The organism is Pseudomonas sp. RC10-4-2, assembly GCF_050433085.1.
GTDB lineage: Bacteria > Pseudomonadota > Gammaproteobacteria > Pseudomonadales > Pseudomonadaceae > Pseudomonas > Pseudomonas aeruginosa.
The window spans coordinates 211,758-227,440 of record NZ_JBNPXX010000002.1; the positions used below are offsets into that span (position 1 = coordinate 211,758).

The window sequence follows — 15,683 nt, forward strand, 5'->3', positions numbered from 1 at the left end:
TTTGCCCGCTCGGGCTGACAGAAAACATGCAAATAGCCCGCAGCAGATGACTGACAGCGGGATTCGGTAGTGGCTCATCAAATATTCACTTTGGTGAACGGCATGACCGTATGAGCGGGGCTTTTCGTTGAGCTGTCGGCCGGTGCCGATAGGGGTGGCGCCTGAGTAAGTTCCTGTGTGATTTTTTCCGAAGCCTGGGGAGGATCATGGGCTCCATGAAAACTCCATCGTAATCGCACACGGGGAGAGCATGTAGAGCGTAGAGTTCTCGCGTTTGCGGGAGGGCGCTATGCCAACATATCCATCGATCTATCGTTTTCGTGTTTTAGCTGCGGCTGTGATGGCGAGCGTATCGATTTATCTATTCTCAGCTTCGCTGGGTATGGATGTTTTGAAAAGCTCTGAGGTGTTGGCAGATATCTATCCTGAGAATATGAATGACTATGCTTCAAGACTGACCGCTGAAGAGAAATTTCAAGACGAGTTGTTCCGGCAGCTTACCGATAAGATCTATCTGGAGCGGTATTCGATTTGTGCGCTTATTTTGGCGCTCGCTATATTCTTTCTGCCATCTCCGGTAGTCGTGAGGAGAAGTCGTGTGCTTTTGGTTTTTCTCTATTTGGCGACTCCAGTTTCCATTGTGCTTTCAGAAGTTTTAGCAACCTCTTTAAGTCTGGATAGAATGCTGTATCCAACGTGGAGGGACAATATAGTAGTTGCCTGGTTTGTCTCTTGCGCGGTCGCTTTTGCCGTCTGTTTTATGCTCCTGCCGTTGCTGATTATAGGTTGGCGTAGTACCTCTGGAGGACTGATATTTCGCAGTAAGACCACACAGGTGTTGAGTGGAATTCTTCTTGCGGTTTGGCTGGTAGGGTTTGCCTGCTCTTTTTTCAGTGGGGATTATGAGGCAATGCTTCCCCTATGGCTGGGGTTCGTATTTTTTTACTATGTGCTTTCCTCCAGCGATGAGAAAACACCTGTCAATAAATAGGTGTTTCGAGGGGCTATCAGAACGGATATCCAGTGCCTGATAACTCAATGGGAGCTTCACCGTGGAGCTTGATGTCAAAATTGGCCGATCGGTGCTTTTTCAGTTCCGCCAGGAACCTCGTCGCTGTTTGTTCCTCCATGAGACGCTGGAAGTCCAGATCGGCATCGTACCCGTGAACTTCCAGCGGCTGTCGGTGAAACGCTGGAACTGGCCATCACCTGATCCAGCGCATCCAGATAGGCTCGCCGAGTGGCGCAGCGAGCTGATCCAACTGGCGCGCGCGCTGCACTGAAACGAAAAGGCCCGGTCTAGCCGGGCCTTTTCCGTTGTGGTGGCGCTCAGTCGAGCATGTCACTGAAACGCGCGTCCTTCTTGTATACCAGCGGCTGGCTGAAGCCGGGCACCGTCACCTGTTCGGCGCTGACCTCGATGGCGTGTTCGTCGATCAGGTCCTGGCCGAAGTTGTAGATGATCTCCAGGTCGCCCTGCAGCGCGCGCTGGTCGTAGGCGCGGGCGGCGGCGCGGGTCTGCTCGCGCTTCTCGACGTAGGCGGCGAAGGCCGCTTGGCCATGGCGCTTGCGCAGCATCTTCTCGGCGATTCGCGGCGACAGCACCACGCCGCTGGCGTTGTTGCCGCCGAAGCCCTTGGAGTTGATGAAGCACACCTCCAGCGGCTTGTCCTGGCGCATGTCGCGATTGGAGATGCTCAGGCGCTGCTGGTGGACGTCGTCGGCGACCTTGTCGATGGTCTTGATCCCAGGGAGGATGCCGTACTTGAAGGTGCCCAGGGCGGAAATCAGTTGATCGGCGCTGGCGGTGGCCAGGGAGTGGCCGACGTAGGCCTTCACCGCGGTGACCGGCCAGCCGTCGATGCCGAAGGCGCTGGCCACGCGGTCGAGGATTTCCGATTCGGTGACCCGGTTGGCCGGCGTGCTGGAGCCGTGGGCGTGGACGAAGCTGGCGTGGCGCACGGTGTCCAGGCCGACGATCTGCACCGCGCTGGCCACCGCCTTGGCTACCGTCAGGTAGTTGCCCGGGCCGGGGGCGGAGATGGACTTCTTGAAACCGTCGGCGTTGATGAACACGTCGGTTACCGCGCCGTGGATATCCGCGCCCAGGCGCAGGGCCAGTTCGTCGTCCATCAGCACTACGTATTGGCTGGACTCGGCCAGGGTGAAGCCGCAGTTCTCGCCGAACGGCCGGCTGGCGCGGCGGAAGTCCACGTCGTCGCGGCCTTCGATCAGGCGCAGGCCTTCTTCGGTGGCCAGTGCGCCCATGGCACTGTAGCCCTCGATGCACTCCGGCAGGATCGGCGCCTCGCTGTTGCCGACGATGACCACCCGGGCCTGGCCGCTGGTGATGACGTCGATACCCTTCTGCAGGTTGTAGAGGAAGGTGGCGCAGGCGCCTGTGATGCTGCCGGTCATGCCGACGCTGCCGAGCACGTAGGCATTGATGAAATCGGTGGGCATGCTGTTGAAGCCCAGCGGCAGTTGCTTGGCCGAGACCCGGTGGCCCTTCAGGCGGGATTGCATCAGGCCGCCGAAACCGTTGTCGTCGAGCTGGCTCATGATGCTGCCGGAGAATACCGCGATCTCGTCGGGCTGGACGTTGTCGACGATGGTCTTCCAGTCGATGCCGGTGGAGCGGATCGCGTCGGTCGCGGCGACCACCGACATCTGCAGGCCGCGCGGGTGGAAGCGCGAGTTGTACAGCTCGCCCGGTTCGAAACCGGTGGGCAACTGGCCGGCGGACTTCACCGTCAGCGCACGGTAGCTGTCCACCTTGAACTCGCAGCGCTCGTGGATGCTCACCAGCACCTCGCCGTCCTCCGCGGGAGCGATCGACCAGTTGGCCGGCAGCGGCTCGGGCAGTTGCTTGGGCGAGGCCTTGAAGGTCAGCGCCTGGCCTTCGGCAGGGGACAGCTCGAGGACCTTGTGCCAGTGGACTGCATCCGGGTCGAGGTACTGCGGTTCGATGCGTCGCACCAGGGTAGAGGCGAAGATGCGTTCGGCGTAGCGCCGCTCGATGTCCTCCGGGGACAGCGGCGTGCCGTCTTCGGCCAGGTAGCGGCCGCCTTCGGCCTTGACCAGTTTCATCATGACCGCCAGGCCGGCTAGGGTTTCCTGGCGCGCCTGCGGGTCCATCGATTCGATGACCATGCGGCGGAAGCCGTGGTGGAAGGAACTACGGCCTGCTGCGTTGTAGCCACCGAAACCAACAATGACCGGTAGTCGAGACATCACTCAGAAACTCCTTCGAATAGTCGTTCGCGTGCCGGGCTGCTGCCTGGTCCGGAGCGGGAAGCGCGTGGCGGCGATGGCGGCCTTTCCCGTCGGCGAGGCGAGCTTCACGGACCCGGGCACGAGCCAGTGGCCGTTGAAATGATCAGGGTGACTATGCTGACGTGAATCATGACTATCGAGTCACGTATTTTCCTACTGAATACCGCGTTGCGTGGGCTTTCCACAAGTGCTGGCGGTCTGCCGTGGGGGGATTGACGCCCATGGCCGGGCTGTTGGCAGAGGTGGGGCGTAGGCGAGTGTTGCGGGACTTGCTTGAAAGTCCGCGCGCAGAGGCGTGGCGCTATCCACCTTTCGCCCGATGCCGGCAGAGGAGAATGAAGAAGGGCCGCGAAGCGGCCCTGGGGGTGGTGTATCAGCGGTACTCGATGCCCGCCTTGCGCGTGCTGACCCGTGTTCCCGCCTTGCCCTCGGTGATTGCGACGATGTCCGCGAGCGAACCGATCACCGCGTCCTTGCCGGTGGCGCGGGCGAACTCGATGGCGGCCTGGACCTTCGGACCCATGGAGCCGGCGGCGAAGCCGAGGCGCTCCAGTTCGTCCGGGTGGGCCTGGGCGATGGCCTTCTGGGTCGGCTTGCCCCAGTCGACGTAGGCCGCGTCGACGTCGGTGGCGATGATCAGGATGTCGGCCACCAGCTCCTGGGCCAGCAGCGAGGAGCAGAGGTCCTTGTCGATCACCGCCTCGACGCCGCTGAGCTTCTTCCCGGCCTCGTCGTACATGGTCGGGATACCGCCGCCGCCAGCGCAGATGACGATGGTGCCTTTCTCCAGCAGCCACTTCACCGGGCGGATCTCGAAGATCCGCTTCGGCCGCGGGCTGGGCACCACGCGGCGGAACTTGTCGCCGTCCGGGGCGATGCTCCAGCCCTTCTCGGCGGCCAGGCGCTCGGCTTCTTCCCTGGAGTAGACCGGGCCGATCGGCTTGGTCGGGTTCTGGAACGCCGGATCCTTACCGTCCACCTCGACCTGGGTGAGGATGGTGGCGAACGGCACTTCGAACGGCAGCAGGTTGCCCATTTCCTGTTCGATCATGTAGCCGATCATGCCCTCGGTTTCCGCGCCGAGGACGTCCAGCGGGTAGGGCGAGACCTTGTCGTAGGCGGCACCCTGGAGGGCCAGCAGGCCGACCTGGGGGCCGTTGCCGTGGGCGATCACCAGCTCGTTGCCGGGCGCCACCTTGGCGATCTGTTCGGCGGCGATCCGCACGTTTTCCCGCTGGTTGTCCGCGGTCATGGGTTCGCCACGGCGTAGCAGGGCATTACCGCCCAATGCGACGACGATACGCATATCGGTTACCTCCGGAAGGCGGCTGCGCCCGGCCGCGTGGGCCGGGGCGCAGGAGCGCGGTCAGATGTCGGCGAGGGTCGAGACGAGGATCGCCTTGATGGTATGCATGCGGTTCTCGGCCTGCTCGAAGGCGATGTTGTAGGGCGACTCGAAGACGTCCTCGGTCACCTCGATGCCGTTGGCAAGGTTCGGATACTGCTCGGCGATCTGCTTGCCGACCTTGGTCTCGCTGTTGTGGAACGCCGGCAGGCAGTGCATGAACTTGGCCCGCGGGTTGCCGGTGGCCTTCATGATCTCCATGTTGACCTGGTAGGGCAGCAGTTCCTTGATCCGCTCGCCCCAGGCTTCCACCGGCTCGCCCATCGACACCCAGACGTCGGTGTGGACGAAGTCCACGCCTTTCACGGCTTCCTTCGGATCCTCGGTGAGGGTCAGCTTGGCGCCGCTTTCCTCGGCGAACTTCTTGCACTGGGCGACGAACTCATCGTGCGGCCAGAGCGCCTTCGGCGCGGCGATGCGTACGTCCATGCCGAGCTTGGCGCCGATCAGCAGCAGGGAGTTACCCATGTTGTTGCGCGCGTCGCCCAGGTAGGCGTAGCTGATGTCGTGCAGCGGCTTGTCGCTGTGCTCGCGCATGGTCAGCACGTCGGCGAGCATCTGGGTCGGGTGGTATTCGTCGGTCAGGCCGTTGAACACCGGAACGCCGGCGAACTTCGCGAGTTCCTCGACGATTTCCTGCTTGAAGCCGCGGTACTCGATGGCGTCGTACATCCGGCCGAGAACCCGCGCGGTGTCCTTCATGCTCTCCTTGTGGCCGATCTGCGAGGAGTTCGGGTCGATGTAGGTGACGTTGGCGCCCTGGTCGTAGGCGGCCACCTCGAAGGCGCAGCGGGTGCGAGTGGAGGTTTTCTCGAAGATCAGGGCAATGTTCTTGCGCTTCAGGTGCTGCTGCTCGGTGCCGGTGTACTTGGCGCGCTTGAGGTCGCGGGACAGGTCGAGCAGGTAACGCAGCTCGCGGGTGCTGTGGTGCATCAGGCTGAGCAGGTTACGGTTGTGCATGTTGAAAGCCATGATTGATCTCCTTGTGGGAAGTCGGTGGGCGGCGCCCCTCCTGGGGACGCCGCCGTTCAGCTCGAGAGCGGGTTGTCTGTCAGTAGTCGATCGGGTCGCGGATGATCGGGCAGGTCATGCAGTGGCCGCCGCCGCGACCGCGACCCAGTTCGCTGGCGCTGATGGTGATGACCTCGACGCCGGCCTTGCGCAGCAGGGTGTTGGTGTAGGTGTTGCGGTCATAGCCGACCACCACGCCCGGCTCCAGGCAGACCACGTTGTTACCGTCGTCCCATTGCTCGCGCTCGGCGGCGAAGCTGTTGCCGCCGGTCTCGACCACGCGCAGTTTCTTCAGGCCGAGGGATTCGGCGACCACTTCGAGGAAGGTTTTCTCCTCGCGGCGGATGTTCATGCCGTAGGGGCTGCTCGGATCGGGGCGCAGGCTGAAGGGCACGATTTCCTTGACCACTTCCGGGAAGACCGTGACCAGGTCGCGGTCGCAGAAGCTGAACACGGTGTCCAGGTGCATCGCGGCGCGGGACTTCGGCAGGCCGGCGACGATCACCCGCTCGGCGGCGCCCTTGGCGAACAGCGACTGGGCGACCTGACCGATGGCCTGGCGCGAGGAGCGCTCGCCCATGCCGATCAGGACCACGCCGTTGCCGATCGGCATCACGTCGCCGCCTTCCAGGGTCGAGGAGCCGTGGTCCTTGTCCGGGTCGCCGTACCAGATCTCGAATTCGGCGTTGGCGAACTCGGGATGGAACTTGTAGATGGCGGTGGTCAGCAGGGTTTCCTGTCGTCGCGCCGGCCAGTACATCGGGTTCAGGGTCACGCCGCCGTAGATCCAGCACGTGGTGTCGCGGGTGAACTGGGTGTTCGGCAACGGCGGCAGCAGGAAGCTGGAATGGCCCAGGTACTCGCGGTACATCTTGAGGATGTCGGCGCCTTCGCTGGCGGGCAGGTCGTCAGCGGCGACGCCGCCGATCAGGTACTCGGCCAGCTTGCGCGGCTCCAGGCTCTCCAGCCAGGAGCGCAGCTCGCTGGTCAGGCCCAGGCCGACGCTGTCGGCGGTGATCTTGCGATCGAGGATCCACTTCAGCGCTTCCGGGTTCTGGATGGTCTCGGTCAGCAGATTGTGCATCTCGAGGACGTCGATGCCGCGCTCGCGCATCTTGGTGACGAAGTCGAAGTGGTCGCGCTTGGCCTGGTTCACCCAGATCACGTCGTCGAACAGCAACTCGTCGCAGTTGCTCGGGGTCAGGCGCTGGTGGGCGAGTCCGGGCGAGCAGACCATCACTTTGCGCAGTTTGCCGGCTTCGGAGTGGACGCCAAGTTTGGTTTTTTCCGTGCTCATTTCACGTCTCCAGTGGAGTAATCAGAGGGTGAGGAAACCGTCGTAGAGGCCGTAGGCAGCCACCAGGGCGCCAATGACGACTGCGGCGAAGATCAGTTTTTCGATTCCGGTGAAGATCGGCTGGCCGACCTCGTGCTTGGCCTTGGCGAAAAGGATCGCGCCGGGCGCATACAGCAGGGCGGACAGCAGCAGGTACTTCAGGCCCCCGGCGTAGAGCAGCCAGACCGCGTAGGCCACGGCGATGCCGGCGATGACCAGGTCCTTGCTGCGTTCGCGGGCATCGTTCTCGTAGGTCTCGCCCTTCAGGGTCAGCAGCAGGCCATAGGCGGCGGACCAGAAGTACGGGATCAGGATCATCGAGGTGGCCAGGAGCAGCATCTTGGTGTACGGGTCCATGCCGTCCGGGTCGCCCGAGGTGAAGAACACCACCACCAGGAACACCTGTACGCAGATGTTGGTCAGCCACAGGGCGTTGGCCGGCACCTGGTTGGCGTTCTCGCGGCGCAGGAACTCCGGCATGGTGTGGTCCTTGGCGGCGGCGAACATGATCTCGGCGCACAGCAGCACCCAGGAGAGCAGCGCGCCCAGCAGCGAGATCAGCAGGCCGACGCTGATCAGCACGGCGCCCCAGTGGCCGACCACATGCTCGAGTACCAGCGCCATCGACGGGTTCTGCAGCTTGGCCAGTTCCGGCTGGGTCATCACGCCCATGGACAGCACGTTGACCAGCACCAGCAGGAGCAGGACGGTGATGAAGCCGATCACGGTGGCCTTGCCGACGTCGGAACGTTTTTCCGCGCGGGAGGAGAAGATGCTCGCGCCCTCGATGCCGATGAACACCCAGACGGTGACCAGCATCATGTTGCGCACCTGGTTCATCACGCTGCCTAGGTCCGGGTTGCTCTTGCCCCAGATGTCGGCGGTGAAGATGTCCAGCTTGAAGGCGAACAGGCAGATCAGGATGAACAGGAACAGCGGCACGACCTTGGCCACGGTGGTGACGGTGTTGATGAACGCCGCCTCCTTGATTCCGCGCAGCACCAGGAAGTGCAGGGCCCAGAGCAGGACCGAGGCGCAGACGATCGCCGCGACGGTGTCGCCCTTGCCGAAGATCGGGAAGAAGTAGCCGAGGGTGCTGAACAACAGGACGAAGTAGCCGACGTTGCCCAGCCAGGCGCTGATCCAGTAGCCCCAGGCCGAGGAGAAACCCATGTAGTCGCCGAAGCCGGCCTTGGCGTAGGCGTACACGCCGCCGTCGAGTTCGGGCTTGCGGTTGGCGAGGGTCTGGAAGACGAAAGCGAGGGTGAGCATGCCGACGGCGGTGATCGCCCATCCGATCAGGACGGCGCCGACATCGGCGCTGGCTGCCATGTTTTGCGGGAGGGAGAAGATGCCCCCTCCGATCATCGAGCCGACAACCAGAGCCGTTAGCGCTCCTAGTCGGAGTTTTTGGCTGGATTCTTGGGACATTTTCGGAATCTCCCTATAGGAATTGAGAGTGAAGACATTAGGCGGCAGCGGCTATTGTTGAATGCTGATCCACGTCAATAGCTTCCTACTCAAAGTAATTAGATGACGCATTCCTGTAAGTCGCGAGTGCCAAAGATAGAAGAGGAATCTAAGACCTGCCCGGAATAGGGCGGTTTTTTCATGTGTTAGGGGAAGACTTGCCATCCGCTACGGGGAAAGCTTGAAATTGCTCGAAATCGGGCTATAACCCGCGGATCAAGCCGGATCGTTGATGCCGATCAATGAATTTCGCGAGACGGTATTCTGACTTTCAGGTGGGTGGTCGCCGGCTTGTTGACGGTCCGTCGAAAAACCGCCGCGACTTTCCAGGGAAGTGTTGCAGTATTTCGAGAGGAGTATTTTTTATTTATAAGTAAAAATAATTTTCCGCTCTTATCAAAGAACGAAAAAGCACAAGGAAAGAAATGAAGAAGCCCGGCGTTCGCCGGGCTCTTCATTTGGGCTTCAGGGTGTGAAGACCGCTGGGGGGACGGGATCGCCGCCCACCCGCCGCGCGTGCTGGCGCACGTCGGCACAGGGGAAGGGGCCGCCATCCGGTTCGTGGCCGAAGGGCGCGGTTCGCTGGGCGAACCGAAAGCCGGTGCCAGGGGCACTGCGAGCGATTGAGCAAGCGGCGTGCCAGCCATCGACAGGTGGCCCGGCCCGTCAACTGCGGGGCACGGGCCTGCGGCATGAGCGGATTTTTGCCGAAGGCCCGAGCGCAGGGCGGGGTTTTCCGCCGTCGTTACCGTTCCGTCAGCTCATCCCCAGCCAGTTCGGCAATGCCAGGGATACCGCCGGGATGTAGGTCACGATGATCAGGAACACCAGCAGGATCATCAGCCACGGCAGCGCTGCGCGGATGGTCGCGCCCAGCGGCATGCCGGTGACCGCCGAGGTGACGAACAGGTTGAGCCCGACCGGCGGCGTGATCAGGCCGATCTCCATGTTCACCACCATGATGATGCCGAGGTGGATCGGATCGATGCCCAGCTCCATGGCGATGGGGAAGAAGATCGGCGCCAGGATCAGGATGATCGCCGAAGGCTCCATGAAGTTGCCGGCGATCAGCAGCACGATGTTCACCACCAGCAGGAACATCCATGGCGAAAGTCCCAGTTCCGTGACCCAGCTGGCGATGCTCTGCGGTATCTGCTCGGTGGTCAGCACGTGGGCGAAGAGCATGGCGTTGGCGATGATGAACATCAGCATGATGGTCAGCTTGCCGGACTCCAGCAGCACCTTCGGGCATTCGCTCAGGCGCATGTCGCGGTAGACGAACAGTGCGACGAAGGCCGAGTACACCGCGGCGACGGCGGCGGCCTCGGTGGGGGTGAAGGCGCCGGAATAGATGCCGCCGAGGATGATCACCATCAGCAGCAGACCCCACAGCGCCTTGCGCGCGCTGGCCAGCCATTCGCGCAGACTGACCCTTGGCATGGCGGGCAGCTTCTTGACCCGGGCGACGATGTAGATCACCACCATCAGGATCAGTCCCAGCAGCAGCCCCGGAACCACGCCGGCGATGAACAGCTTGCCCACCGAGGTCTCGGTGGCGGCGGCGTAGACCACCATCACGATCGATGGCGGGATGAGGATGCCGAGGGTGCCGGCGTTGCAGACGATCCCAGCGCCGAACGCCTGTGGATAACCCGAGCGGACCATGCCGGCGATGGCGATCGAACCCACTGCCGCCACCGTTGCCGGAGACGAGCCGGATAGCGCGGCGAAGAGCATGCAGGCGAGCACCGCGGCGATCGCCAGGCCGCCACGGATGTGTCCGACGCAGGCGTTGGCGAAGTCGATCAGGCGCCGCGCCACGCCACCGGTGGTCATGAACGCGCCGGAGAGCAGGAAGAACGGGATCGCCAGCAGGGTGTAGTGCTCGGAGGTCTCGAACAGCTTGATCGCCAGCGAGCGTACCGAGTCCGGGCTGAACAGGAGGATCGTCAGTGCGCCGGAGAGACCCAGGGAGACGGCGATCGGCACGCCGATGAACATCAGCAGGAAGAGCAGCAGGAAGAGGAACAGAATGGTCATGCCTTGGGCTCCTCGTGCTCGGTCAGCTTCAGCGCGTCGGCAGCCTCGTCGGCCAGTCCCAGTCCGGTCTGGCGGTTGCGCAGGATGCGCACGAGGATCTCGGCGAAACGGATGAACACCAGGGCGAAGCCGACCGGCACGATCAGGCCGATGTGCCATTGGCGGATGCCGAAGTGGTCGAGGTCCTCGGCGCCGATGCCGGCGATGAACAGGGTCTTCACCCAGTCGTAGCTGGCCACGCAGAGCAGGCCGGCGTAGCCGAGGCAGGCCAGGCAGGCGATCACGCCGAGCACTCGCTGTACCGGTCGCGAGGCCAGCTTCACCAGCACGTCCACACCGAGGTGCCCGGCGGTGCGTACGCCGTAGGCGATGCCGAGGAAGATCAGCCAGGCGAACAGGGCCTTGGTCAGGGCGTTGCTCCAGGTCATCTCCTGGGCCAGGGTGAGGACCCCATCGCCGATGGCGAGCAGCGTCTCGTTGCCGCCCTCCCAGAGATCGGCGAGATCGTAGAGCAGCGTATAGAGGTTATTGAGGACTACATAAACGAAGGTAACCAGCGTCATGGCGGCGAGGAGGAAGGCGATCAGGCCTTCCTCCAGGCGCGCCCAGACGCGCGCGAGCGCGTGCATGGGCTTTCCCTCTTCTTCTTATTGGGCCTGGTTGGCGGCTTCGGCGGCCTTGATCAGGTCGGCGCCGATCTCGCCTTCGAACTTCTTCCACACCGGCTGCATGGCCTTGCGCCATTCGGCCCGCTGTTCGGGAGTGAGTTCGATGATCTCGCTGGTCTTGGCCTCGACGATGCGCTGCTTGTCGCCCTGGTTGAGCGCCTCGGCCTGCTTGTTCACCTCCACGGTGACCTCGTCCATGGTCTTGGCCAGCACGCCGCGCACGTCTTCCGGCAGGCCGTTCCAGAACTTGGTGTTGGTGATCACCATGTAGTCCAGCACGCCGTGGTCGGACTCGGTGATGTACTTCTGCACTTCGTGCATCTTCTGCGAGTAGATGTTCGACCAGGGGTTCTCGGTACCGTTGACCACGCCGGTCTGCAGGCCCTGATAGACCTCGGCGAAGCTCATCTTGCGCGGGTTGGCGCGCACCGCCTTGAACTGTTCCTCGAGCACCTTGGAGGCCTGCACGCGGAACTTCAGGCCGCGGGCGTCCTTCGGCTCGCGCAGGGGCTTGTTGGCGGACAACTGCTTCATCCCGTTGTGCCAGTAGCCGAGGCCAGTGATGCCCTTGTCCTGCATCGAGGTCAGCAGCTCCTTGCCCTGCGGGCTCTGCTGGAAGCGGTCGACCGCCTGGATGTTGTCGAACAGGAACGGCAGGTCGAAGATCTGCAATTTCTTGGTGTACTGCTCGAACTTGGCCAGCGACGGCGCGATGATCTGCACGTCGCCCAGCAGCAGGGCTTCCATCTCCTTGCCGTCGCCGAACAGCGACGAGTTCGGGTAGACCTCCACCTTGACCTTGCCCGGCAGGCGTTCCTCCACCAGTTTCTTGAACAGCAGCGCGCCCTGGCCCTTGGGCGTGTGCTCGGCGACGACGTGGGAGAACTTGATGACGATCGGGTCGGCTGCCTGGACGATTCCGGCGACGGTCAGGGAAAGTGCGCAGACGAGCGCCTTCGCGGTGTGCTTGAGCATGAGACTTCCTCTTTGTTCTTGTCTGTCTTTTATGAAGAGGACGGGTGTCCTCTCGGCGTGGCCGAACAAGGGAAGTCTAGGCAGCGCAGCGGCAGATGCTGCGTGAATCGGAAAAGCGCCTGGTCTTCTGCTTGTTGGAACGCTCGGGAAGCCGTGAGCAAGCCCTGTGCCAGTCGGGCAAGGGTACGCAGGGGAGATGCTGCGGGCGCGGATGGCGAACGGTTGGCGGTAATCCGCCATTCATTCGCCATCATCTGGCGGATTTTCGCCAGGCGTGTTGAACGGCAGGCCGTGCTTGCGCAGCTTGTCGTGCAGGGTCTTGCGCGGGATACCGAGGGCCTCGGCGACGCTGCGCAGCGAATTGTGCGGGCGTTCCAGTTCGGCAGCGATCAGCGAGCGCTCGAAGGCCTCGACCTTGGCGCTGAGGTTGTGCGGCTCGTCGGCGGCGTCGGGCAGGACTCCGTCGTCCAGGCTCAGGCCGAGACCCAGGGCGAAGCGCTCGGCGGCGTTCTGCAATTCGCGCACGTTGCCCGGCCAGTCGTAGGCCAGCAGCCGCGCCGACTGGCCGGCGTCCAGTTCGCGTGGCGTCAGGCCATGACGCATGGCGCCGGCTTCGGCGAAATGGCGGAACAGCAGCGGGATGTCTTCGCCGCGCTCGCGCAGCGGTGGAATGCGCAGGCTGGCGACGTTGAGGCGGTAATAGAGGTCGGCGCGGAAGCGGCCCTGGTCGGCGGCCTGGCGCAGGTCTTCCTTGGTTGCCGCGATGATGCGGATATCCAGCGGGATCAACTGGTTGGAGCCGAGCCGCTCGACTACCCGTTCCTGCAGCAGGCGCAACAGCTTGACCTGCACGTCCAGGCTCATGCTCTCGATCTCGTCGAGGAACAGGGTGCCGCCATTGGCGTACTCGAACTTGCCGATGCGGCGCTTCTGCGCGCCGGTGAAGGCGCCGGCCTCGTGACCGAACAGTTCGCTTTCCACCACCGATTCGGCGAGGGCGCCGGCGTTGATCGCGACGAACGGTCCGTCGCGTCGGCTCGACAGGTCATGCAGGGCCCGCGCGACCACCTCCTTGCCGGCGCCGGTTTCGCCAAGGACCAGCACGTCGGCCTGGATCGCCGCCAGCGAGCCGACCTGCTCGCGCAGGCGCTGCATGCCGGCCGAGCGTCCGATCAGGCGCCCATGCAGCTCGTGGCGTTCGGCCAGGGCCAGGCGCAGGGTGCGGTTCTCCAGGACCAGCCGGCGCACCTCCAGGGCGCGGCGCACGCTGTCGAGCAGGGCGTCGCTGGGGAAGGGCTTTTCCAGGAAGTCATAGGCGCCGCCGCGCATGGCCTGGACCGCCAGCGGCACGTCGCCGTGGCCGGTGATCAGGATCACCGGCAGGTCGGCGTCCTGTTCGTGCAATTGGCGGAGCAGTTCCATGCCATCGATGCCGGGCATGCGGATGTCGCTGACCACCACCCCGGGCCAGTCCTTGCACTGCGCGGTATCCAGCTGGCGCGCGTCGTCCAGGGTCGCGACCTTGAGCCCGGCGAGGTCGAGCGTCTGGCGCAGGGCCTGGCGCAGGTGCGGATCGTCGTCGATCAGCAGGACCTGGGTCTGGGCATCGAATGGCGCGAAGGGACTCATGCGCGGGTTTCCTCCTGGGGCATGGCGGCGACGCCGGGAACTCCCGGCAGCAAGTGCAGGCGCACCACGGCGCCGCCTTCGAGATGGTTGCCCATTTCCAGGCGGCCGCCGAGGGCGCGCAATAGGTTATCGCAGATGGCCAGGCCGAGGCCGAGCCCTTTGGCGGTGGTCTTGGTGGTGAAGAAGGGTTCGTGGGCGTGGGCCAGGGCGTCCTCGGAAAACCCCGGGCCGTTGTCGCGCAGAGTCAGGGTCACGCCGTGCTGGTCCTGGCTGGCGATCACCCACAGGCGCCGCGGCGGAGCTTTCTCGGCGAGCGCGTCGAGGGCATTGGTGAGCAGGTTGCCGAGGATCTGCCGCAAGCGGGTCTCGCCGGCCTGGACCCACAGCGGGGCGTCCGGCACGTCGCGCAGCAGTTCGACGTTCATCGCCCGCCGCCGGCTGGCCACCATCGACAGGGCGTCCTCGATCGCCGGCTGCAACTGCACGTTCTCCGGCGCCCGGCGCGCACCGCGGGCATAGGCCTTGAGGTGGGCGATGATCGAGGCCATGCGGGTGGTGAGGTCGCTGATCTGCTCGAGATTGCCGCGGGCGTCCTCGGTGCGCTGGTGGTCGAGCAGCACCCGGGCGTTGTCGGCGTAGCTGCGGATCGCCGCCAGCGGCTGGTTGAGTTCGTGGCTGATGCTCGCCGACATGGTGCCGAGGGCCGTGAGCTTGCCGGCCTGGACCACTTCGTCCTGGGCGCGCATCAGCTCGCGCTGGGCCTGCTCGCGTTCGTGGACTTCCTGCTGCAACTGCGCGTTGGCGTTCTCCAGCTCGCGGGTGCGTTCCAGTACGCGCTCTTCCAACTGGCGCTTGGCCTCGGCCTCGAGAGCGATGCGGTCCAGGTAGTGACGGCGGCTGAGGGTCAGCAGGGTAAGCAGCAGGAGCAGGGCGAGCAGGGTCGCGCCGCCGATCAGCAGGACGCTGCGCACCGGCCGTTCGATGAGGGTGCGGGGGGCGTAGATGCTCACCGTCCAGCCGGTTTCCGGTAGCGTCCGGCTCTGGCTGAGCCAGGCGCTCTGTTGCAGGCGCAGGGGCTTCGGGTCCTGCACCGGGTAGGGGATGTTGGCGTGGATCTCGTCGCGCTCCGCCGCGCTCAGCGGCCGACTGGCATGGAAGCGCCAATCCTCGCGGGAGGAGAGGATCACCACGCCGTAGTTGTCTATCACCAGCAGTTGCTCCGGGGAATTGCCCCAGAGCCGTTCGATGTGTTCGAGATCGACCTTCACCACCAGCACGCCGATGATCCGCGAGCCTTCCTTCACCGCACTGGCGAAGTAGTAGCCGCGCTTGATCGAGGTGGTGCCCAGGCCGAAGAAGCGCGCCAGGCGGCCCTGCATGGCCTCGCGATAATAGGGGCGGAAGGCGAAGTTGCGGTGGACGAAACTGTCCGCCTGGGCCCAGTTGGAGGCGACCTGGGTAGTGCCGTCCGGTTGCAGCAGGTAGATCACGTCGGCGCCGGTGCGTCGGCGGATGTCGGCCAGCGCCTCGTTGGCGATCTTCTGCAGCAGCGGGTCGCCAGGTTGTTGCAGGGCCTGGCGCAGCACCGGCAGGCCGCCGAGGATCTGCGGCAGTTCTTCGTAGCGGCGCAGCGTGCCGAGCAGGTTGGCGACGTAGAGGTCGAGCGTCTGGCGGTTCTGCTCGGCCAACTGCTCGCTGTAGTAGCGCTCGGCGAAATATTGCAGGGGCCAGAGCAGCGGCGCGAGAAGCAGGGCGAGGATGACCAGCGAGCGCCAGCGATGGAAATAGGCTTTCAAGACGAACGAACCTGCCGTGGCTGCGAGTATCCGGGGCATCCCGGACGGGATGCCCTAAATTATCACGCCTTGCGCCG

At 63.9% G+C, this 15,683-nt stretch carries 12 protein-coding genes; 2 read left to right on the forward strand and 10 right to left on the reverse strand.

The features are described 5' to 3' along the window. The first annotated feature begins 289 nt into the window (after window positions 1-289). Together FHW81_RS09005 and FHW81_RS09010 are read left to right on the forward strand one after the other, a co-directional pair. The gene (locus tag FHW81_RS09005) at window positions 290-991 is read left to right on the forward strand and encodes a hypothetical protein (protein WP_010793670.1); all 702 of its coding nucleotides are present in this window, start codon (window positions 290-292) and stop codon (window positions 989-991) included. A 61-nt stretch (window positions 992-1,052) separates the two neighbouring features. Then, the gene (locus tag FHW81_RS09010; protein WP_124122796.1) at window positions 1,053-1,283 is read left to right on the forward strand and encodes a hypothetical protein; all 231 of its coding nucleotides are present in this window, start codon (window positions 1,053-1,055) and stop codon (window positions 1,281-1,283) included. Between the two features lie 46 nt (window positions 1,284-1,329). Here FHW81_RS09010 and fabY read toward each other — a convergent pair whose 3' ends face one another. The 10 genes from fabY to dctB all read right to left on the reverse strand — a co-directional run bounded on the left by fabY (window position 1,330) and on the right by dctB (window position 15,645). Next, window positions 1,330-3,234, reverse strand: coding sequence for a beta-ketoacyl-ACP synthase FabY (fabY, locus tag FHW81_RS09015; RefSeq protein ID WP_003114068.1), 1,905 nt, complete (start codon window positions 3,232-3,234; stop codon window positions 1,330-1,332). Between the two features lie 415 nt (window positions 3,235-3,649). Then, a complete protein-coding gene (gene arcC / locus FHW81_RS09020) occupies window positions 3,650-4,582 on the reverse strand; it encodes a carbamate kinase (RefSeq protein WP_003100033.1) in 933 nt (310 codons plus the stop codon). Between the two features lie 60 nt (window positions 4,583-4,642). Beyond that, entirely contained in the window at window positions 4,643-5,653 is a 1,011-nt protein-coding gene (locus FHW81_RS09025; protein WP_003100031.1) for an ornithine carbamoyltransferase, read from the reverse strand. A 79-nt stretch (window positions 5,654-5,732) separates the two neighbouring features. Next, window positions 5,733-6,989 carry an arginine deiminase gene (gene arcA, locus FHW81_RS09030; RefSeq protein WP_003100029.1) on the reverse strand — a complete coding sequence of 419 codons (1,257 nt, stop codon included), beginning with the start codon at window positions 6,987-6,989 and terminating at the stop codon, window positions 5,733-5,735. Between the two features lie 21 nt (window positions 6,990-7,010). Further along, the gene (gene arcD / locus FHW81_RS09035) at window positions 7,011-8,459 is read right to left on the reverse strand and encodes an arginine-ornithine antiporter (protein ID WP_003123669.1); all 1,449 of its coding nucleotides are present in this window, start codon (window positions 8,457-8,459) and stop codon (window positions 7,011-7,013) included. Between the two features lie 795 nt (window positions 8,460-9,254). After that, window positions 9,255-10,538: a C4-dicarboxylate TRAP transporter large permease protein DctM gene (gene dctM / locus FHW81_RS09040; protein WP_003105529.1), complete on the reverse strand. Its 1,284-nt coding sequence runs from the start codon at window positions 10,536-10,538 to the stop codon at window positions 9,255-9,257. Then, on the reverse strand, window positions 10,535-11,167 hold the full coding sequence (gene dctQ, locus FHW81_RS09045; protein WP_003105527.1) for a C4-dicarboxylate TRAP transporter small permease protein DctQ: 633 nt from the start codon (window positions 11,165-11,167) through the stop codon (window positions 10,535-10,537). Before dctQ ends, dctM begins: the two co-directional genes overlap by 4 nt. A gap of 18 nt (window positions 11,168-11,185) precedes the next feature. After that, window positions 11,186-12,181, reverse strand: coding sequence for a C4-dicarboxylate TRAP substrate-binding protein DctP (gene dctP / locus FHW81_RS09050; protein ID WP_003105525.1), 996 nt, complete (start codon window positions 12,179-12,181; stop codon window positions 11,186-11,188). A gap of 240 nt (window positions 12,182-12,421) precedes the next feature. Next, window positions 12,422-13,810: a two-component system response regulator DctD gene (dctD, locus tag FHW81_RS09055; RefSeq protein ID WP_003096187.1), complete on the reverse strand. Its 1,389-nt coding sequence runs from the start codon at window positions 13,808-13,810 to the stop codon at window positions 12,422-12,424. After that, complete coding sequence (gene dctB / locus FHW81_RS09060) at window positions 13,807-15,645, reverse strand: two-component system sensor histidine kinase DctB (protein ID WP_003123664.1); 1,839 nt, start codon at window positions 15,643-15,645, stop codon at window positions 13,807-13,809. The genes dctD and dctB overlap by 4 nt, the downstream gene beginning before the upstream one ends. Window positions 15,646-15,683: the final 38 nt, after the last annotated feature.